Annotated in this window: 26 protein-coding genes, 1 tRNA gene and 1 pseudogene; 11 read left to right on the top strand and 17 right to left on the bottom strand. The window is 70.5% G+C overall.

Features of this window, described 5'->3' with window-relative positions; translation table 11 throughout:
• The first annotated feature begins 89 nt into the window (after nucleotides 1-89).
• Both hrcA and grpE read left to right on the top strand, forming a co-directional pair.
• Nucleotides 90-1,172 (top strand): heat-inducible transcriptional repressor HrcA, encoded by a 1,083-nt coding sequence (hrcA, locus tag H8B08_RS13890; RefSeq protein WP_187450792.1) that lies wholly within the window; start codon nucleotides 90-92, stop codon nucleotides 1,170-1,172.
• Nucleotides 1,173-1,187: 15 nt separating this feature from the next.
• Complete coding sequence (grpE, locus tag H8B08_RS13885; protein ID WP_187450791.1) at nucleotides 1,188-1,799, top strand: nucleotide exchange factor GrpE; 612 nt, start codon at nucleotides 1,188-1,190, stop codon at nucleotides 1,797-1,799.
• A 65-nt stretch (nucleotides 1,800-1,864) separates the two neighbouring features.
• On the opposite strand, the pseudogene H8B08_RS13880 reads toward grpE, so the two are convergent.
• From H8B08_RS13880 to H8B08_RS13865, 4 genes and pseudogenes are all read right to left on the bottom strand, one after another.
• Nucleotides 1,865-1,927, bottom strand: a pseudogene (locus tag H8B08_RS13880) (hypothetical protein); the annotation flags it as partial.
• Nucleotides 1,928-1,974: 47 nt separating this feature from the next.
• Nucleotides 1,975-2,778, bottom strand: a complete 804-nt coding sequence (locus tag H8B08_RS13875; protein WP_187450790.1) for an alpha/beta hydrolase — start codon at nucleotides 2,776-2,778, stop codon at nucleotides 1,975-1,977.
• Between the two features lie 98 nt (nucleotides 2,779-2,876).
• Nucleotides 2,877-3,797 carry a dienelactone hydrolase family protein gene (locus tag H8B08_RS13870; RefSeq protein ID WP_187450789.1) on the bottom strand — a complete coding sequence of 307 codons (921 nt, stop codon included), beginning with the start codon at nucleotides 3,795-3,797 and terminating at the stop codon, nucleotides 2,877-2,879.
• A gap of 70 nt (nucleotides 3,798-3,867) precedes the next feature.
• Entirely contained in the window at nucleotides 3,868-4,476 is a 609-nt protein-coding gene (locus H8B08_RS13865; protein ID WP_187450788.1) for an alpha-ketoglutarate-dependent dioxygenase AlkB, read from the bottom strand.
• A 304-nt stretch (nucleotides 4,477-4,780) separates the two neighbouring features.
• On the opposite strand from H8B08_RS13865, the gene dnaK reads away from it, so the two are divergent.
• Together dnaK and dnaJ are read left to right on the top strand one after the other, a co-directional pair.
• Nucleotides 4,781-6,688, top strand: coding sequence for a molecular chaperone DnaK (dnaK, locus tag H8B08_RS13860; protein WP_187450787.1), 1,908 nt, complete (start codon nucleotides 4,781-4,783; stop codon nucleotides 6,686-6,688).
• 72 nt (nucleotides 6,689-6,760) lie between these two features.
• On the top strand, nucleotides 6,761-7,939 hold the full coding sequence (dnaJ, locus tag H8B08_RS13855; RefSeq protein ID WP_187450786.1) for a molecular chaperone DnaJ: 1,179 nt from the start codon (nucleotides 6,761-6,763) through the stop codon (nucleotides 7,937-7,939).
• 169 nt (nucleotides 7,940-8,108) lie between these two features.
• On the opposite strand, the gene H8B08_RS13850 is transcribed toward dnaJ, so the two are convergent.
• A complete protein-coding gene (locus H8B08_RS13850; RefSeq protein WP_187450785.1) occupies nucleotides 8,109-8,762 on the bottom strand; it encodes a glutathione S-transferase family protein in 654 nt (217 codons plus the stop codon).
• 87 nt (nucleotides 8,763-8,849) lie between these two features.
• Here H8B08_RS13850 and dapB point away from each other — a divergent pair, with 87 nt between their 5' ends.
• Nucleotides 8,850-9,590 (top strand): 4-hydroxy-tetrahydrodipicolinate reductase, encoded by a 741-nt coding sequence (gene dapB, locus H8B08_RS13845; protein WP_187450784.1) that lies wholly within the window; start codon nucleotides 8,850-8,852, stop codon nucleotides 9,588-9,590.
• Nucleotides 9,591-9,650: 60 nt separating this feature from the next.
• Here the strand turns inward: dapB and H8B08_RS13840 are convergent, their stop codons facing one another.
• The 3 genes from H8B08_RS13840 to coaBC all read right to left on the bottom strand — a co-directional run bounded on the left by H8B08_RS13840 (nucleotide 9,651) and on the right by coaBC (nucleotide 11,723).
• Nucleotides 9,651-9,983 (bottom strand): hypothetical protein, encoded by a 333-nt coding sequence (locus tag H8B08_RS13840; protein ID WP_187450783.1) that lies wholly within the window; start codon nucleotides 9,981-9,983, stop codon nucleotides 9,651-9,653.
• 97 nt (nucleotides 9,984-10,080) lie between these two features.
• Entirely contained in the window at nucleotides 10,081-10,539 is a 459-nt protein-coding gene (gene dut / locus H8B08_RS13835) for a dUTP diphosphatase (RefSeq protein WP_187450782.1), read from the bottom strand.
• The gene (gene coaBC / locus H8B08_RS13830; RefSeq protein WP_255500843.1) at nucleotides 10,536-11,723 is read right to left on the bottom strand and encodes a bifunctional phosphopantothenoylcysteine decarboxylase/phosphopantothenate--cysteine ligase CoaBC; all 1,188 of its coding nucleotides are present in this window, start codon (nucleotides 11,721-11,723) and stop codon (nucleotides 10,536-10,538) included. The genes dut and coaBC overlap by 4 nt, the downstream gene beginning before the upstream one ends.
• 161 nt (nucleotides 11,724-11,884) lie before the next feature.
• Between coaBC and H8B08_RS13825 the strand changes: the two genes are divergently transcribed.
• On the top strand, nucleotides 11,885-12,433 hold the full coding sequence (locus tag H8B08_RS13825; protein ID WP_187450780.1) for a hypothetical protein: 549 nt from the start codon (nucleotides 11,885-11,887) through the stop codon (nucleotides 12,431-12,433).
• Nucleotides 12,426-12,650, top strand: a complete 225-nt coding sequence (locus H8B08_RS13820; RefSeq protein WP_187450779.1) for a CPCC family cysteine-rich protein — start codon at nucleotides 12,426-12,428, stop codon at nucleotides 12,648-12,650. Before H8B08_RS13825 ends, H8B08_RS13820 begins: the two co-directional genes overlap by 8 nt.
• A gap of 70 nt (nucleotides 12,651-12,720) precedes the next feature.
• Here the strand turns inward: H8B08_RS13820 and H8B08_RS13815 are convergent, their stop codons facing one another.
• Genes H8B08_RS13815 through H8B08_RS13805 form a run of 3 tightly spaced genes read right to left on the bottom strand, consistent with a single transcriptional unit; the run spans nucleotide 12,721 to nucleotide 16,053 of the window.
• Nucleotides 12,721-13,323, bottom strand: coding sequence for a TetR/AcrR family transcriptional regulator (locus tag H8B08_RS13815; RefSeq protein WP_187450778.1), 603 nt, complete (start codon nucleotides 13,321-13,323; stop codon nucleotides 12,721-12,723).
• A 1-nt stretch (nucleotide 13,324) separates the two neighbouring features.
• A complete protein-coding gene (locus tag H8B08_RS13810; protein ID WP_370545483.1) occupies nucleotides 13,325-14,953 on the bottom strand; it encodes a DHA2 family efflux MFS transporter permease subunit in 1,629 nt (542 codons plus the stop codon).
• Nucleotides 14,950-16,053: an HlyD family secretion protein gene (locus H8B08_RS13805; RefSeq protein ID WP_187450777.1), complete on the bottom strand. Its 1,104-nt coding sequence runs from the start codon at nucleotides 16,051-16,053 to the stop codon at nucleotides 14,950-14,952. Before H8B08_RS13805 ends, H8B08_RS13810 begins: the two co-directional genes overlap by 4 nt.
• 205 nt (nucleotides 16,054-16,258) lie before the next feature.
• On the opposite strand from H8B08_RS13805, the gene H8B08_RS13800 reads away from it, so the two are divergent.
• Nucleotides 16,259-19,135 (top strand): pitrilysin family protein, encoded by a 2,877-nt coding sequence (locus tag H8B08_RS13800; RefSeq protein WP_187450776.1) that lies wholly within the window; start codon nucleotides 16,259-16,261, stop codon nucleotides 19,133-19,135.
• A 286-nt stretch (nucleotides 19,136-19,421) separates the two neighbouring features.
• Here H8B08_RS13800 and H8B08_RS13795 read toward each other — a convergent pair whose 3' ends face one another.
• The 4 genes from H8B08_RS13795 to H8B08_RS13780 form a co-directional block, all read right to left on the bottom strand.
• Complete coding sequence (locus H8B08_RS13795; RefSeq protein WP_187450775.1) at nucleotides 19,422-20,249, bottom strand: serine protease; 828 nt, start codon at nucleotides 20,247-20,249, stop codon at nucleotides 19,422-19,424.
• A 16-nt stretch (nucleotides 20,250-20,265) separates the two neighbouring features.
• Nucleotides 20,266-20,709, bottom strand: a complete 444-nt coding sequence (locus tag H8B08_RS13790) for a DUF350 domain-containing protein (protein WP_370545482.1) — start codon at nucleotides 20,707-20,709, stop codon at nucleotides 20,266-20,268.
• 141 nt (nucleotides 20,710-20,850) lie between these two features.
• Entirely contained in the window at nucleotides 20,851-22,002 is a 1,152-nt protein-coding gene (gene rlmN, locus H8B08_RS13785) for a 23S rRNA (adenine(2503)-C(2))-methyltransferase RlmN (RefSeq protein ID WP_187450774.1), read from the bottom strand.
• Nucleotides 22,003-22,236: 234 nt separating this feature from the next.
• Nucleotides 22,237-23,118 (bottom strand): isoaspartyl peptidase/L-asparaginase family protein, encoded by an 882-nt coding sequence (locus H8B08_RS13780; RefSeq protein WP_187450773.1) that lies wholly within the window; start codon nucleotides 23,116-23,118, stop codon nucleotides 22,237-22,239.
• 122 nt (nucleotides 23,119-23,240) lie between these two features.
• Between H8B08_RS13780 and H8B08_RS13775 the strand changes: the two genes are divergently transcribed.
• Nucleotides 23,241-23,999 (top strand): 2OG-Fe(II) oxygenase family protein, encoded by a 759-nt coding sequence (locus tag H8B08_RS13775; protein WP_187450772.1) that lies wholly within the window; start codon nucleotides 23,241-23,243, stop codon nucleotides 23,997-23,999.
• 3 nt (nucleotides 24,000-24,002) lie between these two features.
• Here H8B08_RS13775 and H8B08_RS13770 read toward each other — a convergent pair whose 3' ends face one another.
• The gene (locus H8B08_RS13770; protein ID WP_370545481.1) at nucleotides 24,003-24,416 is read right to left on the bottom strand and encodes a YkvA family protein; all 414 of its coding nucleotides are present in this window, start codon (nucleotides 24,414-24,416) and stop codon (nucleotides 24,003-24,005) included.
• 76 nt (nucleotides 24,417-24,492) lie between these two features.
• Between H8B08_RS13770 and H8B08_RS13765 the strand changes: the two genes are divergently transcribed.
• Nucleotides 24,493-25,275 (top strand): SDR family NAD(P)-dependent oxidoreductase, encoded by a 783-nt coding sequence (locus H8B08_RS13765; RefSeq protein ID WP_187450770.1) that lies wholly within the window; start codon nucleotides 24,493-24,495, stop codon nucleotides 25,273-25,275.
• A 106-nt stretch (nucleotides 25,276-25,381) separates the two neighbouring features.
• Nucleotides 25,382-25,456 (top strand) — tRNA-Gly (locus H8B08_RS13760).
• Between the two features lie 119 nt (nucleotides 25,457-25,575).
• On the opposite strand, the gene H8B08_RS13755 is transcribed toward H8B08_RS13760, so the two are convergent.
• The gene (locus tag H8B08_RS13755) at nucleotides 25,576-25,956 is read right to left on the bottom strand and encodes a hypothetical protein (protein WP_187450769.1); all 381 of its coding nucleotides are present in this window, start codon (nucleotides 25,954-25,956) and stop codon (nucleotides 25,576-25,578) included.
• Between the last annotated feature and the right edge of the window lie 38 nt (nucleotides 25,957-25,994).

Raw genomic sequence — 25,994 nt, 5'->3', positions numbered from 1 at the left:
CTGCAGGCTCCAGAAACTGAGGGCGCGGCTTGCGCGCGAGGCCCCGCCGCTTATCCTGAAATCTCAGCGCTCGCCACGTCCGAAGCATCATGTCCCCGATCTTCCCCCCGTCCGGCGTCCCGCCCCGCTCGGCCTCACTGGCCGAACTGGACGACCGCGCGCGCGACATCTTCCGGCGGGTGGTGGAGACCTATCTGGAAACCGGGGAGCCGGTCGGCTCGCGCACCGTCTCCAAGGGCGGGGTGCAGCTGTCCCCGGCCTCGATCCGCAACACCATGCAGGACCTGGCCCAGATGGGCCTGCTGTCGGCCCCGCACTCCAGCGCCGGGCGCATGCCGACCCACGCCGGTCTGCGGCTGTTCGTCGACGGCCTGCTGGAGATCGGCGACCTGGGCGAAGACGAGCGGCGCGAGATCGAGGCCCGCCTGGCCGGGCGCGGCCGCAACTTCCAGGAGGCCCTGGACGAGGCCACCGCCATGCTGTCCGGCCTGGCCGGCGGCGCGGGCGTGGTGGTCACGCCGATCCGCGACGCCGGCGTGAAGCACGTCGAGTTCGTGCCGCTGGCCCCCGACCAGGCTCTGGCGGTCGTGGTGTTCGAGGACGGCGTGATCGAGAACCGGCTGATGCGGCTGGCGCCGGGCATCACCCCGGCGACCCTGCAGGAGGCCTCCAACTTCCTGAACGCCAAGCTGCGCGGCCGCACCCTGGCCGAGGCCAAGGCCGAGATGCGCACCGAGCTGGAAACCGCCCGCCGCCAGTTGGACGAGACCGCCGCGCGCCTGGTCGAGGACGGCCTGGCCGCCTGGTCGGGCGGCGAGGAAGCGAGCCGCGCCCTGATCGTGCGCGGCCGCGCCAACCTGCTGGACGACCGCGCCGCGCTGGAGGATCTGGAAAAGGTCCGCATGCTGTTCGACGACCTCGAGCAGAAGGGCCAGCTGATCGGCCTGCTCGACGACGTGCGCGAAGCCCAGGGCGTGCGCATCTTTATCGGGGCGGAAACACGGCTGTTTTCGCTTTCGGGTTCCGCTGTGATCGCGGCGCCCTATATGACGGGCCGACAGAAGGTGGTGGGCGCGATCGGCGTGATCGGACCTGCTCGCCTGAACTACGCCCGGGTTATTCCGTTGGTGGACTACACCGCACGTGTCCTGGGCCGCATGTTGGACGGCTGAGTTTTCAAGAGCGACATGACTGAAATCATCAAGCGCGACGATCCCGCAGACGCGAACCCCGAGACCGAGACCCTGCTGGAGGCGGCCGAGGAGGTGATCGCGCGGCTCGAGGCCGAGGTGGCGGAGTGGAAGGACCACGCCATGCGCTCCGCGGCCGAGACCGAGAACATCCGGCGCCGCTCCGAGCGCGAGATGAACGACGCGCGCGCCTACGCCATCACCCGTTTCGCCAAGGACCTGCTGGGCGTGTCCGACAACCTCGGCCGGGCCCTGCAGCACGCCCCGCGCGACCACGCCGACCCGGTGGTGAACAATCTGGTGCTGGGCGTCGACATGACCGAGAAGGAGCTGCTGGGCGCCTTCGAGCGTAACGGTCTGAAGCGTGTGGATCCGGGTAAGGGCGACAAGTTCGACCCGCACATGCACCAGGCCATGATGGAGCAGGCCTCCGACGAGGTCCCGGCGGGCGCCGTCATCCAGGTGCTGCAGCCCGGCTACGAACTGTTCGGCCGCATCGTGCGCCCGGCCATGGTGGTGGTCGCCGCCAAGTCCGGCGGCAAGCCGGCCGGCGCGCCATACGCCGGGGCCGACGCGGCCGCCGGCGGCTCGATCGACACCAAGGCCTGAAACTTCGGGGCCTGAAACTTCGGGGCCTGAGCCGCGCGGCGGGCCTCTGGCTTGGCCCAGGCACGTTCATGGATGGCGAAGGCGGCGGTCTGCCCGATCGGTTCGATCAGGCCGACCGCCAGCGCCACCCGCCGCGCGCGCCGGGGTTCAAGCGCTCAAATCCACAGGCCTGACGTCAGGACAGGAAGCGCGCCATGCTCCGCTTGACGCATTCCTCGTCGAACATGTGGCCGCCGTTGAACTCGTAGAAGGCGACGTCGCAGCCGTCGGCCTTCAGTTGCGCGGCCATCGACTTGGCGTTGGCGAAGTTCGCACCCGGGTCCCGCGTGCCATGCGTGAAGAAGACCCGCGGATTGCCGAACGAGCCCGGCGCGTAATAGCGGATGGCGGAAAAGGCGAAGATGTCGCTGAAGAAGTCGCCGTTCACCAGGCCCGTCGACAGTGCGTAGGACGCCCCGTCCGAGAAGCCGGCCACGCCGATGTGCTTCGGGTCGACCACGAAGCGCTGGAAAATCGCGTCCATCGCCCGGTCGATGAACACCGCGTCCGGGCCGATCGGACCCTGGTCGAACGCCCAGGTGAAGTCGCGCGACTGCGGGGCCATCAGCAGCACCTTGCGGCGGCTGACGGCACGCTTCCACTCGCCCATCACCTCGTTGGCGAGCTGGCTCTTGCCGTGCAGCATGATGATCAACGGGGCCGGCTTGGTCGGATCCAGCCCGGGCGGCACGAACAGGTGCGCGTCGCGCTCGGCGAGGCCGAGCTTGTGGAAGCCCGGGCCCAGCGGCGGCAGGGGCGGGTGCGCCAGCGGCCGCGCCTGGAAGCGCCCGGTCGCCGCCACCATCGGCCCGCCGACGGCGTTCTGGGGTGCGGCCTGGGGCGTGGCTTGGGACGCGGTTTGGGCAGCCGCTCCGCCCGCCCAGGCGGCCAGTCCGCCGGCGAGTCCTCCGGCCAACACTTCACGACGATGCATGCTCATGGGTCTGTCCTCCCCCGTGCACACCTAAGCGCCCCGGACGGGGCCGCCGGCTCACGCTTGCGACGAACCCGGCCGCGCGCGCGACCGGGTCCGCCGGATCACAGGTACTTGCCGAACCAGGCCAGCAGGCGCTTCCAGCCGTCCTCGGCGGCGGCCTGGTCGTAGCTCTGGCGGTAGTCGGCGTGGAAACCATGCTTGGCGTCCGGGTAGACGACGATCTCGTCGCGCTTCTCGCCGGCCGCCTTCAGGGCCGCGCGCATGGCGTCGACGTCGCTGAGCGGAATGCCCTGGTCCTGGCCGGCGTAGAGGCCCAGCACCGGCGCGTGCAGCTCCTGGACCACGTCCAGGGGCCAGGCGCGGTTCTCGTCGCCCAGGAAGGCGCCGGCCTTGGGCTTGGCCAGCCGGCCGTACCAGGCGACCCCGGCCTTGATCTGGGGGATCTGGGCGGCGGCCATCCAGACGACCGCCCCGCCCCAGCAGAAGCCGGTCACGCCGATGCGCTTGGTGTCGGCGAACTTCGCCTTGCCGAAGCCCTTGCGCGGCTGGCCGATGTCCGGGTTGGTCCCCAGCCAGGCGATGGTCGCCTTGATGTCGCCCATGACCTGGGCGTTGGTGGCGGTGGCCACGATCTTGCGGATCTCGTCCTGATCGGTCAGCGGGGCCGGATCGCCGGCGCGCGCGAAGAAGGCCGGGGCGATCGCCACGTAGCCGGCCTTGGCCAGCCGCCGCGCGGTGTCGCGGATGTACTCGTGCACGCCGAAGATTTCGGAGACCACGATCACCACCGGCCGTTTCTTGGCGTCGGCGGGCATGGCGACATAGGCCGGCAGGTCGAAGCCGTTCGAGGGGATGGTCGCCTCGCGGGTGAACAGGCCCGCCTCATCGGTGTGGACAGTCTCGGCCCGGGCCGGCCCACCGCCCAGCGCATAGCCGGCGAACATCATGAGGCCCGCCAGAGCGCGGCGCGTCGGCTTGAAATCGGCATCGGTCGCCCCCTCCGGGCGCGGCAGGTGAACCATGGCGCTACTTCCCCCTCGTCGAAGGGCATAATGGCTAAGCTGGCCCGCGCGTCCAGCCCGCACGACGGCGTTACGCCAGCGCGCGTCGCAGGGTCAGGTTCAGCCGCCCCCCGCCCGGGACCAGGGTCGAGGAGCCGCCCAGCACCCGGTCGACGCCGTGCCGGGCCAGCCGCGCCTCGCCGCCCAGCACGCAGACGTCGCCGGATCCCAGGCGCACGGTGGCGGTGGCGCCGCCCGTGGCCGGGCCGATCCGGAACACCGCCGTGTCGCCCAGCGAGACCGACACCACCGGCTGGCCGAAGTCTGCTTCGTCGCGGTCCTGGTGCAGGCCCATCTTCGCGCCCTCCCGGTAGAGATTGACCAGGCAGGCGTCCGGGGCAGTTTCGCTCCCGCCGTACCGGCGCCAGAGCTCGAGCAGGACAGCCGGCATGTCCGGCCACGGTCGCGCCGATTCAGGGTGCAGCGGCTGGTAGCGGTAGCCGCCGCGGTCCGACACCCATCCCAGCGGCCCGAAATTCGTCATCTCCACCGAGAACGGTTTTCCGCTCCGCGTCACCGGCCGGAAGAACGGCGCGGCCTCGACCCGGACCATGACTTCGGCCAGCAGCGCGGCCTGGGCGTCGCGGTCCAGCGCCCCGCGATGGAGTTGAAATCCCGGCAGATTCGGAAGGCCGATCATCCGAAGACCATGTCGGCCAAAGCCGCCCTCGCGTCCAGCGCCCAAGGGCGAACGACGTGCGGCGGCGACGGTCCGCCCGTGTTGCGACCGGGAGTCGCGCCGATCGTCCCTGCTCGCGGTGGGGATGTTCCTCTTGCGCACCCCCCGCTTATCCCCATATCGACCGGCGAAGGCGAAAGCTCACGGGGCTGTGAGCTAAGCCGTAACCATTTGGTTTCAACGTGAGAAACACGGGGACGGGCGTGCGCGGCGCTTACCGCGAGGCCGCCGAACCGTCCGCCTAACGGAGCGTCAGACAGGACCCATGAGCAAGATCATCGGCATCGACCTCGGCACCACGAACTCGTGCGTCGCCATCATGGACGGCAAAACGCCGAAGGTTATCGAGAACGCCGAAGGCTCGCGCACCACTCCGTCCGTCGTCGCCATCATGGACGACGGCGAGCGTCTGGTCGGCCAGCCGGCCAAGCGCCAGGCGGTCACCAACCCGTCCAACACCTTCTTCGCCATCAAGCGCCTGATCGGCCGCTCGTGGAACGACCCGATGGTCGAGAAGGACAAGGGCATGGTGCCCTACGAGATCGTCAAGGGCCCGACCGGCGACGCCTGGGTGCGCGCGCACGGCAAGGACTACTCGCCCCAACAGGTCTCCGCCTTCATCCTGCAGAAGATGAAGGAGGCCGCCGAGGCCCACCTCGGCGAGAAGGTCGAAAAGGCGGTCATCACCGTCCCGGCCTACTTCAACGACGCCCAGCGCCAGGCCACCAAGGACGCCGGCAAGATCGCCGGCCTGGAAGTCCTGCGCATCATCAACGAGCCGACCGCCGCGGCGCTCGCCTACGGGCTTGAGAAGAACGAAGGCAAGAAGATCGCCGTCTACGACCTGGGCGGCGGCACCTTCGACGTCTCCGTGCTGGAGATCGGCGACGGCGTGTTCGAGGTGAAGGCCACCAACGGCGACACCTTCCTCGGCGGCGAGGACTTCGACCTGCGCATCGTCGACTACCTGGCCGAAGAGTTCAAAAAGGAACAGGGCGTCGACCTGCGCAAGGACAAGCTGGCCCTGCAGCGCCTGAAGGAAGAGGCCGAAAAGGCCAAGAAGGAGCTGTCGTCGACCGCCCAGTACGACGTCAACCTGCCCTTCATCAGCATGAACGCGTCGGGTCCGCTGCACCTGACCCTGAAGCTGACCCGCGCCAAGCTGGAGAGCCTGGTCGAGGACCTGATCGCCAAGACCATCGGTCCGTGCGAGCAGGCCCTGAAGGACGCCGGCTACAAGAAGAGCGACATCGACGAGGTCATCCTGGTCGGCGGCATGACCCGCATGCCCAAGGTCCAGGAAGCCGTGCAGGCCTTCTTCGGCCGCGAGCCGCACAAGGGCGTGAACCCGGACGAAGTGGTGGCGCTGGGCGCCGCAGTGCAGGCCGGCGTGCTGCAGGGCGACGTCAAGGACGTGCTGCTGCTGGACGTCACCCCGCTGACCCTGGGCATCGAGACCCTGGGCGGCGTGTTCACCCCGCTGATCGAGCGCAACACCACCATCCCGACCAAGCGCAGCCAGGTGTTCTCCACCGCCGACGACAACCAGTCGGCCGTGACCATCCGGGTGTTCCAGGGCGAGCGCCCGATGGCCCAGGACAACAAGCTGCTCGGCCAGTTCGACCTGGTCGGAATCCCGCCGGCCCCGCGCGGCGTGCCGCAGGTCGAGGTGACCTTCGACATCGACGCCAACGGCATCGTGCACGTCACCGCGCGCGACAAGGCGACCTCGAAGGAGCAGTCGATCCGCATCCAGGCCAACGGCGGCCTGTCGGACGCCGACATCGAGAAGATGGTCAAGGACGCCGAGGCCCACGCCAGCGAGGACAAGAAGCGCAAGGAGCTGGTCGAGGCCCGCAACAGCGCCGACGCCCTGGTCCACCAGACCGACAAGGCGCTGTCCGAGCACGGCGACAAGGTCCCGGCCGCCGACAAGTCGGCGATCGAGACCGCCCTGGCCGACCTGAAGTCCGCGCTCGAGGGCGAGGACGCCGACGCCATCAAGGCCAAGACCCAGGCCCTGGTTCAGGCCTCGATGAAGCTCGGCGAAGCCATGTACCAGTCCCAGCAGGGCGCGGCCGCCGAAGGCGGCGCCTCGGAGACGGCCTCGGAAGAAGGCGTCGTCGACGCCGAGTTCGAGGAAGTCGACGACGATCAGGCCAAGCGCGCGTGATGAAATGTCCTCGTCCCGGATCGGTCGGAAGCGGCTATCCGGGACGAGGAGCACTTGCTGGGGCGGCCTAGAATGGCGCGTGATTACTACGAAGTCCTGGGTGTCCAGCGCGGCGCGGACGCGGCCGAGATCAAGGCCGCCTTCCGCAAGCTGGCGATGGAACACCATCCGGACCGCAACGGCGGCTGCGAGCAGGCGACCGGGCGGTTCAAGGAAGTCAACGAGGCCTATTCGGTCCTCTCCGATCCGGACAAGCGGGCGGCCTACGACCGCTTCGGCCACGCCGGCGTCGGCGGCGGAGGCGCGGGCTTCGGCGCCGGCCAGCGCGGCTTCCAGGACGTCAACGACATCTTCTCCGAAGTGTTCGGCGACGTGTTCGGCGAGATGTTCGCCCAGGGGCGCCGCGGCTCGACCGGGCCGGTGCGCGGGGCCGACATCCGCCACGACCTGGAGATCACCCTGGAGCAGGCCTATCGCGGGGCCGACGTCGAGATCGTCACCCCGACCACGGCCTCCTGCGACGTCTGTGAAGGCACCGGCGCCAAGCCCGGCACCTCGCCCTCGGTTTGCGGCACCTGCGGCGGCGCCGGCCGCGTGCGGGCCGCCAACGGCTTCTTCGCGGTCGAGCGCACCTGCCCGCGCTGCGGCGGCGGCGGCCGCGTGGTCTCCGACCCGTGCGTCAAGTGCCACGGCCAGGGCCAGGTCCGGCGCGAGCGCAAGCTGCAGGTCCGTATCCCGGCCGGCGTCGACGACGGCGCGCGCATCCGCCTCGCCGGCGAAGGCGACGCGGGCCAGCGCGGCGGGCCGCGCGGCGACCTTTACATCTTCCTGTCGGTGAAGCCGCACGAGCTGTTCGAGCGCGACAGCCTGGACCTGCTCTGCTCAGTGCCGGTGCCCATGTGCACCGCGGCCCTGGGCGGCGAGATCGAGGCCCCCTGCCTGACCAGCGAGGCGTGCGATGGCCAGTGCAGGGTCACGGTCAAGGTGCCGGAAGGCGCCCAGACCGGCCGCACCGTGCGTATCAAGGGCAAGGGCATGCCCTCGCTCAACGGCCGCCAGCGCGGCGACCTGGTGGTGGAGCTGTTCGTCGAAACCCCGACCAACCTGACCCCCCGGCAGAAGGAGCTGATGCGCGAGCTGGCCGGCAGCTGCAGCGACAAGCAGCACCCCAAGCACGCCGGCTTCTTCAAGAAGGCCAAGCGTTTCTGGACCGACCTGACGGCCGGTCAGGAAGACGAGCCGGTCGCTTAATTCTCCTCCCCTGCGAAGCGGGGAGAAGTGGTGGAGGGCGAACCGGCGCACGCCGGTTCGCCTTTTTCTTTGCCATTGTACCTGGCGAGGAAGGCGCGCCCGCTCGCCCCCTCCACCACCCTTCGGGTGGTCCCCCTCCCCCGCCGCGCTTCGCTTGCAGGGGGGAGATTCAGGTCAGCTGGCCCTTGGTCATGAAGGTCTCCAGCGCCACGCGCAGCTCGTCGAGCACCTTCAGCGCCGACGGGTCCTGCGCCACCTGGGCGAAGTAGCCGGCCACCGCCTCGTGGCGTTCCAGCATGTCCGCATCCCCCAACGCCGGGGTCATGGCCCGCACGAAGAACAGGGTCGGGACCAGCTGGCAGTCGGCGAAGGTGATCTTGCCCGAGAAGCCCCCGGCGCCCGCCAGGAACACGTTCAGGTGCGCCAGACCCTCGTCGAGGGCCTTCATTTCCCTGGCCGCCACCGCGGCGTCGCGGGTGGCCGGATTGGTCTGCCCGAACAGCCGCTGCAGCGGACCCATCACGTAGCTCTCGCCCACCCGGGCCAGCAGCCGCACGCGCGCCCGCTCGGCCGGATCGGCCGGCAGCAGCGGCGCGCCGGAGCCCAGGTCCTCCAGATACTCGACGATGGTGTCCGACTCCGGCAGGCAGCGGCCGTCGTCCAGCACCAGGGTCGGGATCTTCCCGATCGGGTTCATCGCCAGGTACTCGGCCGACTTCGGCCCGCCCGGCGGCATGGCGATTTCCAGCGACAGGCCTTTGGCGTACACCGCCAGACGCACGCGGGCCGCGAAGGGCGACAGGTTCGCGGAATAAAGCTTCATGGGGCGGTCCTTCAGATGAGCGCGGGCGCGACAGTAGCGAATCAAAACGGACCCGCCAAGCCAGAGAACGGCGGTTCGACAGGCCGGATGGTGCACGTCGGCGTCGCCGGGGCGCGCGGACGCATGGGCCGGGCCGTCCAGCACGTGCTGGAAACCCGGGACGACGTCATTTGCGCTCTGCGCTTCGACCGCGGGGAACAGCCGGATTTCGGATCCTGCGACGTGGTCATCGACTTCACCACGCCCGAGGCCTCGGTCGCCCTGGCCGAGCGCTGCGCCGAGGAAGGCCGCCCGGCCCTGATCATCGGCTCGACCGGCTTCACCCCCGAGCAGGCCGCCGCGGTCGAGCGCGCCGCCCGGCGCATACCGATCGTGCGCAGCGGCAACTTCTCGCTGGGCGTGAACGTGCTGATGGGCCTGGTCCAGCAAGCGGCCGAGCGCCTGCGGGCCAAAGACTGGGACATCGAGATCTTCGAGGCCCACCACCGGCGCAAGGTGGACGCTCCCTCGGGCACCGCGCTCATGCTGGGCGAGGCGGCGGCGGCTGGCCGCGGCGCGCCGCTGGAAAGCCTGCGCCGGCCGATGCGGGAGGGGGTGGGCGAACCGCGCGAGAGCGGCACGATCGGCTTCTCCGCGATGCGCGGCGGCGGCATCGTGGGCGAGCACTCGGTGGTGGTCGCGGCCGACGACGAGATCCTGACCCTGTCGCACTCGGCCCGCGACCGCACCCTGTTCGCGCGCGGCGCGATCGAGGCCGCGCTGTGGGTCGCCGGCCGGCCGGCCGGCCTCTACGACATGCAGGACGTGCTGGGCTTCCGTCAGGGCTGAGCCTCGAACGCGAACGGGCGGCCCGAAGGCCGCCCGCTGCAGTCTCGAACTTCGTCGGCCTCAGGCCGCCTTCAGCACGTTCTTCTTCACGAAGAAGAACACGGCGATGACGATCAGCAGGCCGATGTAGGTGGCCGCAGCGCCCATCCAGAAGCCGACGGTCACCAGCGGCGGCAGCTTGAAAGTCGCCCCGCTCAGGACCGGCACGATGGCCGCGACCAGGATCTGGATCACCGTGGCGCCCAGCGCCACCACCCAGATCTTCTTCCACTCTTTCATCAAAACCGCAGCGCCCAGCGCGATCACCAGCGCCAGGATCTGAGAATTCACGCTGTTGAAGCCGCCTTGCACGAAACCATAGGCGTCCGACAGGTAGGGCGTGACTGAGTCCATGGTACCCCTCCAGCTCGCCCGTCCCCCCGACGGGCGCGTGTAACGCGTGATTTACCACGAGCACGCAAGGCGGACCAACCGCCGGAAACCGGCGTTATCAGTTTCCGCCTGTCGACCCGAACCCCCCGGCCCCGCGGGAGGTTGCATCCAGCGAGGCAGTTTCTTGCCAGACGGCGCGCTCGTGTCTGGCGATCACCAGCTGGGCGATGCGGTCGCCGCGCCGGATCACGAAGTCTTCCTGGCCCAGGTTGGCCAGGATCACGCCCACCTCGCCGCGGTAGTCGCTGTCGACCGTGCCGGGCGAATTCAGGCAGGTGATCCCGAACTTCAGCGCCAGGCCCGAGCGGGGCCGCACCTGCGCCTCCAGGCCCAGCGGTACGGCGATCTGCAGGCCGGTGGGCACCAGGGCGCGCGCGCCCGGCTTCAGGGTCACCGGCGCGTGGTCCGGCACCGCCGCGCGCAGGTCCATGCCGGCGGCTCCGGCCGTCTCGTAGGCCGGCAGCGGCAGGCCCTCGGCGTGGGGCAGGCGGACGATCTCGATCGGGGTTTCGGTCACTTCAGACGCTCGGCGATGGTGTGGGCCAGCTTCCGGGCCACCTCGGCCTTGGAAGCCCTCTCCCATCGCTCGATTCCGGCCTTGGAGACCAGCGCCACGGTGTTGGCGTCGGCCCCGAACACGCCGGCGGAGACGTCGTTGGCGACGATCAGGTCGCAGCCCTTGCGCTCCAGCTTGGCGCGGGCGTGGGCCTCCAGGTCGTTGGTCTCCGCCGCGAAGCCGACCACCAGCTGCGGTCGCTGCGGCCCGCTCGCCGACAGGCCGGCCAGGATGTCCGGGTTCTCGACCAAGCGCACGAGCGGGGCCTCGCCGGCCCCCTTCTTGACCTTCAGGTCGGCGACCGTCTCGGGGCGCCAGTCGGCCACCGCCGCCACGCACACGGCGGCGTCGACCGGCAGGGCGGCGCGGCAGGCCGCCTCCATCTGCACGGCGGTCTCAACATTGATCCGGTTGACGCCGGGCGGCGCGGACAGCCCCGTCGGGCCGGACACCAGGGTCACCTCCGCCCCCAGGGCCGCCAAGGCTTCCGCCACGGCGTAGCCCTGCTTGCCGCTGGAGCGGTTGGTCAGGCCGCGCACCGGGTCGATCGGCTCGAAGGTCGGGCCGGCGGTCACCAGCACGCGCCTGCCGGCCAGCGGCCGCCCGGCGCCGTCCAGGCGCATCAGGGCCGCCTGCAGGATCTCCTCCGGCTCGGCCAGCCGGCCGGGGCCGAACTCGCCGCAGGCCATCTCGCCCTCGCCCGGTCCGACGAACCCCACGCCGTCGGCCTGCAGGGTCGCCAGGTTCCGCTGGGTGGCCGGGTGCAGCCACATGCGCACGTTCATGGCCGGGGCCATCAGCACCGGCTTGTCGGTGGCCAGCAGGGTGGTGGAGGCCAGGTCGTTCGCCAGGCCGCCGGCCGCCTTGGCCATCAGGTCGGCGGTGGCGGGGACGACGACGACCAGGTCGGCCGAGCGCGACAGCTCGATGTGGCCCATCTCCGCCTCGTCGCCGAGGTCGAACAGGTCGGTGTGCACCTTCTCGCCGGTGATGGCGGCGAAGGACATGGGCGTGACGAACTCGGCCCCCGCGCGGGTGACGATGGCGCGCACGCCGATCCCGCGCTTCCTGAACAGGCGCGCCAGTTCCAGCGCCTTGTAGGCGGCCACCCCGCCGCCGACGATCAGCAGTACGCGCTTGGACAACGCCCCGCTCCACAAAGCCTCGGGGGAGCCATAGCGCCAAACGCCGCCGCCGTCAGCGCCGCCGTAGGCGGGGTGCGGCGCGAACGGATCATGAACAAGAACATTGCAGGAACGAAAAGCTTGAGATAACGCTGGTCTGGCAAGAACTGCGGGAGGGGGCGATGGCCCTGTCGAAGGTGATGACGGCGGCCTCGGCCGCCCTGGTGCTGTGCGGCTTGGCGGCGTGCGACAACGGCCCCTCGGCCGTGCAGACGCGCGAGCGCGCCGAGGTCTCCGAGCGGGACTACGCGGCTCCGGAAGACCGGAGCGAGCGCGCGACGCGCGCGTCGGCCCGGCGCGAACGGTCCGAAGAGGCGCCGCGCTACAAGGGCGAGCCGCTGTGGTCGGCCAGCAAGCGCTACGGCGCCGAGGAGAACGCCCGGCGCAATTTCGAGCGCAACGGCGCGGCGGTCGGCGCGCGCGACTACGACGACTTCCTGGCCAAGGTTCACGGCTTCGTGCGCAAGCCGCCGAAGGGCGCCCTGACCCTGACGCGGGCCAACGGCGACCGGCTGCTGTATGATCCGAAGTCCAACCTGTTCGCCGTGGTCACCCGGGACGGCGCGCCGCGCACCATGTTCAAGCCGGACGACGGCATGGCCTATTGGGAGCAGCAGGTCGCCCGCGAGGCCCGGCGGACGTCGCCAGACCAGGAGACCCAGGATGGGTGAGTTGCTGGCCCGCGCGATCTGTCCGGCCTGCGGGCACGCCAGCCTGGACGCCGCGGGCGTTTGCGAAGTCTGTCCGGTGTGCGGCTGGGAGGACGACCCGACCCAGCGGGACGACCCGAACTACGCCGGCGGCGCCAACGGCATTTCGCTGCAGGAAGCGCGGCTGAACTATTCGCGCTTCGACCTGGCCTTCCCCCCGTCGGAGGTGGGGGTCTAGCGGCCCGAAATCCTCGTCCTTCGACAAGCTCAGGATGAGGATTTCTACCGCCGTCCAAATTAGCCCTGCTTCAAGGCGCGTAGGCGCGCACGAAGCGCCGGGCGCACTCGGCGGCCGAGGCGGCCAGGTCCTCGCCCGGGTCGGTGAGGGGCATGCCCAGCAAGCCGCGGGTGACGCGCTGGGCGGTCACCATGCCCATGAACATGGCCGCCGCCTTGTCGGGGTCGTCGACCGCCAGGCGGCCCGCGGCGGTCTCGGCCGCCAGATAGTCGGCCAGGCGGCGGCGCGATTCGGCCGGGCCCGCCTGGTAGACCGCCGACCCCAGCTCGGGCGCGTCGCGGCCGGCCAGCATGGTGGCCCGCATCATCTCCACGTGGCGCGGGTTGGCCAGCTTCTCCAGCATGATCCGGCCGAACACGCTGAGCGCTGACAGCGGATCGCCGATGTTGGCGTCCAGCGGCGCAGCCATGGCCTCGGCCCGCTGGGCGGCCACGGCGCGGGCGATCTCCACCTTCGAGCCGTAGTAGTTGTAGACGGTCTGGCGCGAGACCCCCGCTCGCTTGGCGATCTCCTCGATGGAGACGGCCAGGCCGCGTTCGGAGAACAGCTCGCCGGCGGCGTCCAGCACCGCCTCGGCCTTGCGTTCGTCGATCTGTCCGGCGGCGCGCGACATGTCAGTGGGCGTCCGCGGGCGGCGGCGGGGCGTTCTTCACCGGACGGGCTAGGGTGGTGATCACCGCGGCGATCGCGCAGGCCACCGCCAGCATGGCGAAGGCGTCCCCAAAGGCCAGGTTGACCGCCTGCCTGTAGAGCAGGCCCTCGAACGCCTTGTTGGCGGCGCCTTCCGGATCGGCCACGCCCAGGCCCTCCATGCGCGCCACAAGGCCGGCCAGCATGTCCTGGGCGCGCACGCCCGAGGCCGACACCCGGGCCGACAGCTCGGACAGATGCAGCGCGGTCTTTTCGGTCAGGGTGGTGTTCAGCAGCGCCAGACCGACGGCGCCGCCGACGTTGCGCGACAGGTTCACCAGGCCCGAGGCGTTCTTCACCATCTGCGGCGACAGGGTGCTCATGGTCACCTGCTGGGAGGCGATCATGGCGATCATAACCCCGACGCCCCGGCACGCCTGCACGCCGGCGAACTCCCAGAAGCCCCACTCGGTGGTCACCGCATGGGCCATCCACATGCCCCAGGCGACCATCATGAAGCCGAAGAACATCGGCACGCGCGGATCCAGCTTGCGCGCGATCCGCCCGGCGATCGGCCCGGCCAGGAACATCGACAGGCCCGAGACCACCATGGTGGTGCCCACCTCGGCCGAGGAATAGTCGCGCACCCGCCCCAGGAACAGCGGCATCAGGAAGGTGCCGCCGAACAGGGCCGCGCCGGTGACGAAGGTCATGATCACGCCGACCCGGAAGTTCCGGTTGGTGAAGGCTCTCAGCTCCACGATCGGCTGGCGGTAGGTCAGCGAGCGCCAGACGAAGGCCACCCCGGTGAAGGCCGCGATCACGGTCAGGATCAGGATGCTCTCGTCGGCGAACCAGTCGTTCTTGGAGCCCTCCTCGAGCACGAACTGCATGCTCATCAGGAAGGTCGCCATGACCGCCAGGCCGAACCAGTCGAAGCCCTTGGCCAGCGACGGGTCGCCCTTGTCGAAGTCGCCGTAGCGGCCGACCAGGAACAGCACGATCGCGCCCGGGAAGACGTTGATGAAGAACAGCCAGCGCCAGCTCAGCGCCTCGGTCAGGTGACCGCCCAGGGTCGGGCCGACGGTCGGGGCCAGGGTGACGATCAGGCCCATCACCACGCTGGCGGTGACCCGCTTCTCCGGCGGGAAGGCGGTGAAGGCGACGGCGAACACGGTCGGGATCATCGCCCCGCCGATGAAGCCCTGCAGGGCCCGGCAGACGATCAGCATGTCGGTGCTGGTCGACAGGCCGGCCAGCACGCTCATCACCACGAAGCCGAGGCACGAGGCCAGGAACACCCTCTGGGTGCCCCACAGCCGCGACAGGTAGCCCGACAGCGGGATCATCACGACTTCGGGGATCAGGTAGGCGGTCTGCACCCAGCTGATCTCGTCGGCGCTGGCCCCGATGCCCGCCTGGATCTGCGGCAGGGAGGCGGCGACGATCTGGATGTCGAGGATGGCCATGAACTGGCCGACGACCATGCCGGCGAAGCCGAGCAGCAGCTTGGTCCAATCGATGGCCGCGGCCGGGGCCGGCGCGGCGGGCGTCGGCGCGCGCCCCGGCTTCGCCGGCGCCTCGGCGGCGACGGCGGCCTGGGCCGTGCTCACCGGCCCGCCTCGGCGTAGGCCGTGTTGGCCACGCCGGCTTCGGCGAAGCTCTGGCCGCCGCTCGACTTCAGGTCGACGCGCACCTTGACCGAGAGGCCCGGACGCAGGGCCGCGGCCAGCGGGCCGGTCGGCTCGACGGCGATCTTCACCGGCACGCGCTGGACGATCTTGGTGAAGTTGCCGGTGGCGTTCTCGACCGGGATCAGCGCGAACTCCGAACCGGTGGCCGGCGAGAAGCTCTCGACCCGGCCCTTGAACTTCTGGCCCTTGAAGGCGTCGGCGGTGACCTCGACCTCCTGGCCGACGCGCATGCGCCCGACCTGGGTCTCCTTGAAGTTGGCGACGATGTAGGCGCGGCCCAGCGGCACCACGGCCATCAGCTGGCCGCCCGGACGCACGTACTGGCCCGGCCGCACGGCGCGGGCGCCGACCACGCCGCCGACCGGCGCGCGGATGATGGTGCGGTCCAGATTGATGCGGGCCTGGGCCACGGTGGCGCGGGCCTGTTCGACCTGGGCCAGGGTCTGGGCGCGGGTCGAGCCCAGCGCGTTCGCTTCCCGGCGCTGGGCCTCCAGCCCGGCGTGGGCCTGGGCGACGGCGGCGCCGGCCTGGTCGGCCTGGGCGCTGGCCGATTGCAGCCGCTGCGGCGCGACCCACCCTTGGTCGGCCAGTCGGCCGTAGCGGTCGAGGTCGGTCTTGGCCAGGCGCGCGGTGGCCTGGGCGCTGGCCACCCCGGCCTGACGCTCCGCGATCAGCGAGCGCTCCAGCGCGGCGCGGTCATCGACGTTGCGCACGGCGGCTTCCAGCGCGGCCAGATTGGCCTCCGCCTGGGCCAGCTGTGCCTGCGCCTCGGCGGGATCGAGCTTCACCAGGACCTGGCCGGGGGTCACCTGCTGGTTGTCGCGCACCAGCACCTCGGCGACGTAGCCGGTCACCTGCGGGCTCACCGCGACGGTGTCGGCCTGGACGTAGGCGTTGTCGGTGCCCTCCCAGCGCGCCTTGCCCTGCCACCAGACGACGCCGCCGACGATCACCGCCACGGCGGCGACGCCGGCCACGATCTGGGGCGCGCGCTTCTTGTCGAAGGGGAGCTTGGGCATGCGTAGGGACCTTGGGGAGGTAAGTCTCGACGTTAAATGGACGGCGCTGTCCAAAAATCAAGTTAATCCGGATTGGGGACGTACAAACAATGTTTCAGGGCGTGAACGACGGTCTGCGGCCCCGGCCCATTACAGCTCCGTAACATCCACCGGAGCCGTGACCCGTGTTACGGGGTTGAACGAACGTCGTCCTTCGGAAGCCCTGATGAAACGCGCCCTCGCCCTGACCGCCTCGCTGGCCGCCCTGCTCGTCGCCGCGCCGGCCCTGGCCCTCGCTCCCGCCGCCCCGGCCGCCCAGACCCAAGCTCAGGCCAAGGTCCCGGCCGGCGCGATCGCGCCGATCGAGTACACCCAGCGCACCCTGCCCAACGGCCTGCGGGTGTTCGCCGTCCGCGACACCTCCACCCCGAACGTGTCGGTGCAGGTCTGGTACGATGTCGGCTCGAAGGACGACCCGGCCGGCCGCTCGGGCTTCGCGCACCTGTTCGAACACCTGATGTTCAAGCAGACCCGCAACCTGGCCAACGAGCAGTTCGACCGCCTGACCGAGGACGTCGGCGGCTTCAACAACGCGTCGACCTACGACGATTTCACCAACTACTACGAGGTGGTGCCGGCCAATCACCTGCAGCGCATCCTGTGGGCCGAGGCCGAGCGGATGGGCAACCTCGTGGTCGACGAGGCGGTGTTCAAATCCGAGCGCGACGTGGTCAAGGAAGAGCTGCGCCAGCGCATCCTGGCCCAGCCCTACGGCAAGCTGTTCGGGCTGATGTACCCGCAGATCTCGTTCGACACCTCGCCGTACGGGCGCCCCGGCATCGGCTCGATCGAGAACCTGGACGCCGCCACGGTCGAGGACGTGCGCGCCTTCCACGCCACCTACTATCGCCCCGACAACGCCGTCCTGCTGGTGGCCGGCAACTTCGATCCGGCCGAGCTGGACAAGTGGGTCGACCAGTACTTCGGCCCGCTGAAGAAGCCGGATGCGCCGCTGCCGCGCGTCACCGCCCTGGAGGGCCCGCGCAAGGCCCCGAAGCTGTGGACCGCCTACGAGCCCAACACCCCGCTGCCGGCGGTGGTGATCAGCTATCCCTTCCCAGCCGGCGACAGCCCGGACATGCCGGCCCTGATCGTGGCCGACGCCATCCTGTCCAAGGGCGAGAGCTCGCGGCTGTACCAGTCGCTGGTCTACGATCAGCAGATCGCCACCGAGGCCTTCACCGCGCTCGAGCAGCGCCAGCAGCCCGGCTCCTACGCGGTCGGCTCGATCATGGCCGAGGGCAAGACCGCCGAGGCGGGCGAGGCCGCCCTGCGCGCCCAGGTCGCCAAGCTGCGCGACGCCCCGGTCACCGCCGCCGAGCTGAGCGAGGCCAAGAACCAGCTGGTCACCGACGCCCTGCGCGAACGCGAGACGGTCGACGGCAAGGCCGACGCCCTGGGCCGCGCCGTCCTGCTCAGCGGCGACCCGGCCGCGGCCAACCGGCTGCTAGGCCAGATCCAGGCGGTCACCGCCGCCGACGTCCAGCGGGTGGCCAGGAAGTACCTGCAGGACGAAACCCGCGCGGTGATCCTGTACAACTCCGACGCCGCCAAGCCGGCCGGCGCCAAGCCGGTGCCGGGCACCGCGCCGACCGTTGTGGCCAAGGCCCTGGTCCCGCCGAAGACCATCGAGATCGTCAAGCCGGCTCCGGAAGGCGAGCGGGTCGCCCCGCCCAAGCCCGGCCCGGACGTGAAGATCAACCTGCCCGCGCCGGCCGAGCGCACCCTGCCCAACGGGCTGCGCGTGGTCGTGTCGCAGGACCACGACCTGCCGCTGGTCAGCGCCGACCTGGTGATCGGCTCGGGCGGCGCGGCCGACCCGGCCGGGCGTCCGGGCGTGGCCTCGATGAGCGCCACCCTGCTGACCAAGGGCACCAAGACCCGCTCGGCCACCCAGATCGCGCAAGCGGTGGAATCCCTGGGCGGCGAGCTCGGCGCCGACGCCAGCTACGACGGCTCGTCGGTCGGCCTGACCGTGAAGTCCGACCAGCTGGAGCCTGGCCTGGGCATCTTCGCCGACGTGGCCCGCAACCCGGTGTTCGCGCCGGAAGAGCTGGAACGCGAGCGCCAGCAGGCCTTGTCGAACCTGCAGGTCGCCCTCTCCGACCCGGCCACCCTGGCCTCCTACGCGGCCGCCCGCGCGGTGTTCGCCGACGCGCCCTACGGCCGGATCATGACCGGGACCGAGACCTCGCTGAAGGCGCTGGACCGCAACGACGTGGCCGGCTTCCACCAGACCTGGTTCCGTCCGGACAACGCCACCCTGGTGCTGGCCGGCGACCTGACGCCGGAGCAGGGCTTCGCCCTGGCCGAGAAGCTGTTCGGCGACTGGAAGGCTCCGGCCGCGGCCATGCCGGCCGTCGCCTCGCCGGCCGGCCAGCCGAAGCCGCCGCGGGTGATCCTGATCGACCTGCCCGAGGCCGGCCAGGCGGCGGTGGCCGTGGCGCGGCGCGGCATCAAGCGCAAGGACGACCGCTACTACCCCGCCGCGGTCGCCAACAACGTGCTGGGCGGCGGCTATTCGGCCCGCCTGAACCAGGAGATCCGCATCAAGCGCGGCCTCTCCTACGGCGCGCGATCCAGCCTGTCGGCCCGCAAGGACGTCGGCACGATCGTCGCCTCGACCCAGACCAAGAACGAGTCCGCCGCCGAGGTGGTCGACCTGGTTGCGGCCGAGATGGCCCGGCTGGGCGCCACTCCGGTCGCCGCCGACGAGCTGAAGGCGCGCCAGTCGGTGCTGGTCGGCGGCTTCGGCCGCACGCTGGAGACCACCGACGGCCAGGCCGGCCTGCTGGGCGGGCTGGCCCTGTTCCAGATCGACCTGTCCGAGCTCGGCCGCTACGTCGACAAGGTTCAGGCCGTGAACGCCGACCAGGTGCGCACGGTCGGCGGCGAGCTGTTCGATCCGGCCCCGGCCTCGATCGTGGTGGTCGGCGACGCCAAGAAGATCCCGCCGGCCCTGAAGGCCAAGTACCCGCAGATGGAGGTCATCCCCGTGGGCGAACTCGACCTCGACAGCCCGAGCCTGCGCAAGGCGAAGTGAGGTCACTCTCCTCCCCTGCGCAGCGGGGGAGGGGGACCACGCGAAGCGTGGTGGAGGGGGCGAGCCGTCGCGCGCCCCCTTTTTGTTCGTGCGCATTTCGCGAGGACTTGAACCTTCGTGGAGCGGTTCGCCCCCTCCACCGCCCGATGGGCGGTCCCCCTCCCCCGTTCCGCTGCGCTCCACAGGGGAGGAGAGAGGGCTTGCCCGGCCCGTCGCAAACGACGGGCGTTCGTCGCGGAGATCGACAAATCGATGTCGATCTCATCCGGCCTGCGGCCGGCTTTCCTCACCCCAGACACACCACCTGAGCGACCCGCAGTTCGCGCCGCAGGGTGTCGGCCACGCGGCCGTAGTTCTCGACCGTCACCGGTTCGCCGGTGACGAACTCGCCGCGCTGCACGCGGCGGGACAGGGCGTCGCGTACCGTCTCGGGCGCGGTGGTGTAGATGCGCCCGCGCCGCGGCGCCTCGGCCACCGTCACGCCGACCACACGGCCCTGGGCGTCGAGCGCCGGCGCGCCGGACAGGCCCGCCAGGGTGCCCTTCAGCCCGTCGGTGCGACCGACCTCGGCCCAGGCCAGCACCGGCTCGGAGTGCGCGCCGCGGCCCATCACGCGCAGGGTCTCGCGGCCCAGCAGGCGGCTGGTCACCTCGCCGGGCGTGCCCTGCGGGAAGCCGGGATGATAGGCGCGCTGACCGGTGCGCAGCGGCCGCTCGACCGCCAGCGGCAGGGCGACCGGGCCGCCTTCGGTGCGCAGCAGGGCGACGTCGGCGCGCGGCGACATGCGGATCGAGGCCTCGACCGCGCGGCCGCCGCCGACCACCAGGGCCGCCTTGTGGCAGCCGTCGACCACGTGGCGCGCGGTCAGCCACTCGCCGTCGGCGGAGATGGCGAAGGCGGTGCCGCTGGAGGGCTGCAGCGGCGCGGAGGCCACGTCGACCACGATCATCGGATCGAACGGGGTGGCGGGGCCCAGCAGCGCGCCCTCCTCCTCGCCGGGCGGCGGCGGGGCGGGCGGCGCGTCGGCCTTCTCGCGGTTCCCGAGCGAGACCATCACCAGGGCGAAGACCGCCGCGGCGTAGATCAGCCAGTCGGGAAGCCGGGGAAAGTTCATGGGCGCTGCGGTCGGCTCAGCCCGCCACCGCCGCGGCCAGGATGATGGCCGTGGCGATCTTGGCCGCGACCAGCAGCACGGCGGCCGAGACCTCGCCCTCCTGGATGCGCGAGGGCAGGCCGGTCAGCAGGAAGTCGGTGATGCGGAAGACCAGCAGCTGCACCACGATGGTCGCCGCCCCCCAGACCGCGATCTCGCGGATCGAGGTCGAGGCCGACAAGGACACCGCGAGCGGAATGGCGAGGCCGATCAGCACCCCGCCGAAGGCCACGGCCGCGGCCGAGTTGCCGTCGCGGATCAGGCTGATCTCCTTGTAGGGGGTCAGCAGGGCGTACAGCGCCGCGCCCAGGATCAGCATCACCACCGTGACGCCGGCGTGCAGCAGGGTGATCGGAAACCCGGTCGCGAAGGCCTGCACCTCCGGGCTCATGATCTCCGGGATCAGAAGTTCAGGATTCATCGATCGCCCCCACGCCCCACGCCCGTACTCCCAGGACGAATGATTGCATGAGGGCGTTAAGGCTTAGCAAGCGCCCATTGCGGGGAGGCGGGTTCCCCACCTCCGTTCACCCCCGCGAAAGCGGGGATGAGCGGATTGGGATCAGTCGACCGAGGCCATGGCCCGAAGCGCGCTGGCGCGGATCTTCTCGCTCTCCGACTTCAGCTGGCCGCAGGCGGCCAGGATGTCGCGCCCGCGCGGAGTGCGGATGGGCGAGGCGTAGCCGGCCTTGTTGATCACCGCGGCGAAGGCCTCGATGGTCGACCAGTCGGAGCACTCGTACTTGGTGCCCGGCCACGGGTTGAACGGGATCAGGTTGATCTTGGCCGGCACGCCCTTGAGCAGCTTGACCAGCGCCCTGGCGTCGGCCGGGCTGTCGTTGACGCCCTTGAGCATGACGTACTCGAAGGTCACCCGGCGCGCGTTCGACAGGCCCGGATAGGCCTTGATCGCCGCCATCAGCTCTTCGATCGGGTACTTCTTGTTCAGCGGCACCAGTTCGTCGCGCAGCGGGTCATTGGTGGCGTGCAGCGAGATGGCCAGCATGGCGGCGGTGCGCTCGCCCAGCGCCGTCAGCTGCGGCACCACGCCCGAGGTCGACACGGTGATCCGCCGGCGCGAGAGCGCGATGCCCTCGTTGTCGGAGATGATGTCGATGGCGTTGGCGACGTTGTCGAGATTGTAGAGCGGCTCGCCCATGCCCATGAACACGATGTTCGACAGGCGGCGGTCCTCCTTGGGCGAGGGCCATTCCCCCAGGTCGTCGCGGGCGACCTGCACCTGGGCGACGATCTCGGCCGCGGTCAGGTTGCGAACCAGCTTCTGGGTGCCGGTGTGGCAGAAGCTGCAGTTGAGCGTGCAGCCGACCTGACTGGACACGCACAGGGCGCCGGCCCGGCCCACGTCGGGGATGTAGACGGTCTCGGCCTCGATCCCGGGGGCGAAGCGGATCAGCCACTTGCGGGTGCCGTCCTTCGACACCTGGCGCTCGACCACCTCGGGGCGCGCGATGGTGAAGGCCTCAGCCATCTTGGCGCGCGCGTCCTTGGCGACGTCGCTCATCTTGTCGAAGTCGGTGACGCCGTAGTGGTGGACCCAGCGCCAGATCTGGCTGGCGCGCATGCGCGCCTTGTCCGGCGCGGCCACGCCGGCCTCGATCACGGCCGCCTTCAGCTCGTCGCGGGTCAGGCCGGCGATGTTCACGGGCCCCGCGGCGCGCGGCGCCGCGCGGGAGAGGTCGAGGGTCACGCCCACTAAGACAGTCCTTGCGCTAGGAACCGCCGCCTATAGCACTGGAACGGGCCGGGTTTAAGGCGGGGCGTGGCCGCAGCAAGAACCGTCGCCCTCGGGCTTGTCGCGAGGGTCCATCGTTCAGGTGCGCCACGCACTCAGCGAATTTTCACGGCCGCCGCTGTGGTTCTGCGGCCGACGTCTCGCCGCGGCCCCATGGGCCCTCGGACAAGCCCGAGGGTGACGGTCTGTCGGCGCTTACTCGAACACTTCCGACCGGATCTCGCCGTCGGTGGTCAGCACCGCGCGCTTCATGCCCTCGGAGTTGTAGGGCGTGGAGATATTGCCCAGCCGGTCGACCGAGATAAGGCCCCCCTCGCCGCCCAGCCCGCGGATCTCGTCCAGCACGGTCTTCGTAGCCTGGGCGATGCTTTCCCCGGCGCGCACGCGCCAGGAGACCTGGGCGCAGGCGGCGGTGCGCATGAAGTACTCGCCCTGGCCGGTGCCGGAGACCGCCACGTCGGCGTCGGCCCAGGTGCCGGCGGCGATGATCGGGGTGTCGCCCACGCGGCCGGGCATCTTGTTGAACACGCCGGCGGTGGAGGTGCCCGCCGCCAGACGCCCGTCGGCGTCCAGCACCACGCAGCCGACCGTGCCGTGCGCCAGCGCCGCGGTCTGGCCCGGCGGATGGTTGGACTCGCCGTGGCCGGCCTTCAGATAGTACGCCTCCGGATCGCCGACCTCTTCCAGGCCCTGCTGGGCCGCGAACTCCATCGCGCCCTCGCCCACCAGCATGACGTGCGGGGTCCTCTCCATCACCAGGCGGGCGGCCTGGATCGGGCTCTTGTAGCCCTGAAGGGCGGCCACCGCGCCGGCGGCGCGGGTCGGGCCCCACATCAGGCTGGCGTCCAGTTCGTACTTGCCGCCGAGGTTCGGCGAGGCGCCGCGGCCGGCCACGTACAGGCCCGACGCTTCCAGTTCCCGGATCACCTCGACCACCACGTCCAGCGCCGAAGCGCCGGCGGCCAGCCGGTCGCGCGCGGCCTCGACCAGGCCCTGCATGTGCGGGACTTCGCGGCTGTAGTCGCGCGAGCGTCGCGCGCCGGCGCCGCCGTGCAGGGCGAGAGCGAACTTGGCCATGGGCGTCCTTCCGTTTTCCTCACCGGCTGGATAGCCTTCGACCTGGACCGTGGCAAACGGATGTCGCGGCATCCATTTGACATCCCACGGATCCGATTGACGCAGGCCGCAGGAGACCCCGCATGTCCACCGCCCCGACGACCGCGGCCCAGGCCCCGTTGTCGATCGCGCCGGGCTTCGATCCGGCGGCGGCGCGGCCGGTGCTGCAGCGGTTCGGGCGGCTTCACATCCCGGGCTTCTTCGTCGGCGACGGCGCAGCCCGCGTGCACGCCTCCCTGGTCTCCGACTGCCCGTGGATGCGCTCGACCATGGTGGAGGGCAAGAACGTCGACGCCCGGCTGGACTTCATCGCCAGCCTGTCGCCCGAGGAGGTCGCGCGGGTGGAGCGCGACCAGTTCGCCCGGGCCCGCACCGGCTTCCAGTACAGCTTCGACAACTACCGGCTCAGCGACGCGATCGAGGCCGGGCGCCGGCACGGCTGGGCGTTCGAGGCGGTCTACGATTTCATGAACGGCCCGTTCCTGCCGTTCGTGCGCGCCCTGACCGGCGACGACCGCGCCGCCTACTGCGACGCCCAGGCGACCCGCTACCAGGCCGGCCATTACCTGACCCAGCACCACGACGACGAGCCCGGGCGCGGCCGGCTTTACGCCTACGTGCTGAACTTCACGCCGGCCTGGCGGGCCGACTGGGGCGGGATCCTGCAGTTCCTGGACGCCGACGGGCACGTGGCCGAGGGCTACACGCCCAGCTTCAACGCCCTGAACATCTTCCGCGTGCCGCAGGATCACTGCGTGTCCTACGTCGCGCCCTTCGCGGGCGGCGACCGGCTGTCGATCACCGGCTGGGTGCGCACCCACCGCGATCCGCCGCGCGGTTGAGGATCAATCCTCGCCGGCGATCCGCTTCAGCGCCTCGCCCGCCGCCTCGCGGTGTCGGGGCTTCAGGTTGGCCCCCAGCAGCGAGATCAGCGCCGCGATCACCGCCGCGTCGTCGGTGAAGCCCACGCCGGCCAGCACGTCGGGAATGGCGTCGGTCGGCAGGACGAAATAGGCCAGCGCCGCCAGCATCATGCCCTTGGCCGCGGTCGGGGTCTGCGGATCGCGCGCGCAGAACCACACCGACACCACCTCCGGCGCGAACGGGATCTTGGCGGCCACCTTGCGGATCTTCGGCCAGAAGCCGCGGCGCACCCGCACCTCGTTGACCCGCACCACCGACGGCACCAGGGCGCGCGAGGCGTCCAGCGGCCGCGCCGCATCGAAGTCCTGATCCGCCTGTTTGGATTTTCCGGTCACGACGCTAAACCCTCGCCCGACCGCCCGACGTTTTCCGGGCTCTTCACCATAATGCGCTCCTGAGGGGGAGAACTCCATGAAACTCGATGGTTCCATCGCCGCCGTGGTGACCGGCGCCGCCTCCGGCCTGGGCGAAGCCACCGCCCGCGCCCTTGCCGCGCAAGGCGTGAAGGTCGCCGTGTTCGACCTGAACGAAGAGGCGGGTCAGAAGGTCGCGGCCGAAATCGGCGGCGTGTTCTGCAAGGTTGACGTCACCTCCGACGCCGACGTCGACGCCGGCTTCGAGAAGGCCCGCGCCGCCCACGGCCAGGAGCGCATCCTGGTCAACTGCGCCGGCATCGCCATCGGCCGCAAGACCGTCAGCCGAGACCGCGACACCGGCGAGATCAAGGCCCACGACCTGAAGAGCTTCGAGAAGGTGATCCAGATCAACCTGATCGGCTCCTTCCGCTGCATCGCCAAGGCGGCCTCGGGCATGGTCACGGCCGAGCCGATGGAGGACGGCGAGCGCGGCCTGATCGTCTCGACCGCCTCGGTCGCGGCCCAGGACGGCCAGATCGGCCAGGCCGCCTACTCGGCCTCGAAGGGCGGCGTCTACGCCATGACCCTGCCGATCGCGCGCGACCTGATGAACGACGGCATCCGCGTGAACACCATCCTGCCGGGCATCATGATGACCCCGATGATGGCCGCCATGCCGCAGAACGTGCAGGACGCGCTGGCCGCGTCGATCCCCTTCCCCAAGCGCCTCGGCAAGCCGTCCGAGTACGCTTCGCTGGTCCTGGAAATGGCCCGGAACACCTATCTGAACGGCGAGTGCGTGCGCCTCGACGGGGCCATCCGCATGGCGCCGAAATAACTCGATAAACGTCGCAAAAAGGGGCTTGCGTCGCTGTGAGGAGGTCGCCTATAAGGCCCGCCTCCTCACGGAGACGCGGCGGCGACGCCGCAGACGAAACTGAGATGCGGGCGTAGCTCAGGGGTAGAGCATCACCTTGCCAAGGTGAGGGTCGGGCGTTCGAATCGCCTCGCCCGCTCCAGTTTCTTCAAACGACCACGGCCCGGTTGCTCACGCAGCCGGGCCGTCGTGTTTTCAGACTCGAGTTCGGGCGAAAGCCTCAGGCCCGGTTTCCCAGGCCCGAGGTCTCAGGCTCCGAACTCAGGCGGCCGGGCGGAACACCAGGCCGGCGATCTTGCCGGCCGGAGACAGGGCGATGAACCAGTCGGTCTCGGCCGTCGCGAAGCCCACCCGGAAGTGCTGCGCCCCGTTGACGACGCCGACATAGTCGACGTGCTCGAGCGCGCCGAAGCCCTGGACCATGGTCACAACGGCGGGCTGGGCCTTCACGGCGTCGGCCAGCCGCGGCTCCATCTGATCGTAGTCCGGCTTGCCGGCCTGGAACTGGGCGATGACGGTCCGCAGGGCGGCTTCTTCGCGCGCGGGCGCGACCTGGTCGGCGGCGGGCGGGGTCTCGGCGAGTACGGGCGACGCCACGCCCGCTCCGAGGGCGAGAACGGCGGCGAGGGCGACGGCTTTCATGAACGCGCTCCAATAGCGGCGGTTGACGAACAACAGAT

Source organism: Caulobacter sp. 17J80-11 (assembly GCF_014349105.1).
Classification (GTDB): domain Bacteria; phylum Pseudomonadota; class Alphaproteobacteria; order Caulobacterales; family Caulobacteraceae; genus 17J80-11.
The sequence above is the reverse complement of the archived record's forward strand: the minus strand, read 5'-3'. Positions and strand labels throughout refer to the sequence as shown.

Bases quoted from the DNA above. Each gene is read 5' to 3' on its own strand.
- hrcA (WP_187450792.1), top strand. From the start codon at position 90: ATGTCCCCGATCTTCCCCCCGTCCGGCGTCCCGCCCCGCTCGGCCTCA.
- grpE (WP_187450791.1), top strand. From the start codon at position 1,188: ATGACTGAAATCATCAAGCGCGACGATCCCGCAGACGCGAACCCCGAG.
- H8B08_RS13875 (WP_187450790.1), bottom strand. From the start codon at position 2,778: ATGAGCATGCATCGTCGTGAAGTGTTGGCCGGAGGACTCGCCGGCGGA.
- H8B08_RS13870 (WP_187450789.1), bottom strand. From the start codon at position 3,797: ATGGTTCACCTGCCGCGCCCGGAGGGGGCGACCGATGCCGATTTCAAG.
- H8B08_RS13865 (WP_187450788.1), bottom strand. From the start codon at position 4,476: ATGATCGGCCTTCCGAATCTGCCGGGATTTCAACTCCATCGCGGGGCG.
- dnaK (WP_187450787.1), top strand. From the start codon at position 4,781: ATGAGCAAGATCATCGGCATCGACCTCGGCACCACGAACTCGTGCGTC.
- dnaJ (WP_187450786.1), top strand. From the start codon at position 6,761: ATGGCGCGTGATTACTACGAAGTCCTGGGTGTCCAGCGCGGCGCGGAC.
- H8B08_RS13850 (WP_187450785.1), bottom strand. From the start codon at position 8,762: ATGAAGCTTTATTCCGCGAACCTGTCGCCCTTCGCGGCCCGCGTGCGT.
- dapB (WP_187450784.1), top strand. From the start codon at position 8,850: ATGGTGCACGTCGGCGTCGCCGGGGCGCGCGGACGCATGGGCCGGGCC.
- H8B08_RS13840 (WP_187450783.1), bottom strand. From the start codon at position 9,983: ATGGACTCAGTCACGCCCTACCTGTCGGACGCCTATGGTTTCGTGCAA.
- H8B08_RS13825 (WP_187450780.1), top strand. From the start codon at position 11,885: ATGGCCCTGTCGAAGGTGATGACGGCGGCCTCGGCCGCCCTGGTGCTG.
- H8B08_RS13820 (WP_187450779.1), top strand. From the start codon at position 12,426: ATGGGTGAGTTGCTGGCCCGCGCGATCTGTCCGGCCTGCGGGCACGCC.
- H8B08_RS13815 (WP_187450778.1), bottom strand. From the start codon at position 13,323: ATGTCGCGCGCCGCCGGACAGATCGACGAACGCAAGGCCGAGGCGGTG.
- H8B08_RS13805 (WP_187450777.1), bottom strand. From the start codon at position 16,053: ATGCCCAAGCTCCCCTTCGACAAGAAGCGCGCGCCCCAGATCGTGGCC.
- H8B08_RS13800 (WP_187450776.1), top strand. From the start codon at position 16,259: ATGAAACGCGCCCTCGCCCTGACCGCCTCGCTGGCCGCCCTGCTCGTC.
- H8B08_RS13795 (WP_187450775.1), bottom strand. From the start codon at position 20,249: ATGAACTTTCCCCGGCTTCCCGACTGGCTGATCTACGCCGCGGCGGTC.
- H8B08_RS13790 (WP_370545482.1), bottom strand. From the start codon at position 20,709: ATGAATCCTGAACTTCTGATCCCGGAGATCATGAGCCCGGAGGTGCAG.
- H8B08_RS13780 (WP_187450773.1), bottom strand. From the start codon at position 23,118: ATGGCCAAGTTCGCTCTCGCCCTGCACGGCGGCGCCGGCGCGCGACGC.
- H8B08_RS13775 (WP_187450772.1), top strand. From the start codon at position 23,241: ATGTCCACCGCCCCGACGACCGCGGCCCAGGCCCCGTTGTCGATCGCG.
- H8B08_RS13765 (WP_187450770.1), top strand. From the start codon at position 24,493: ATGAAACTCGATGGTTCCATCGCCGCCGTGGTGACCGGCGCCGCCTCC.
- H8B08_RS13755 (WP_187450769.1), bottom strand. From the start codon at position 25,956: ATGAAAGCCGTCGCCCTCGCCGCCGTTCTCGCCCTCGGAGCGGGCGTG.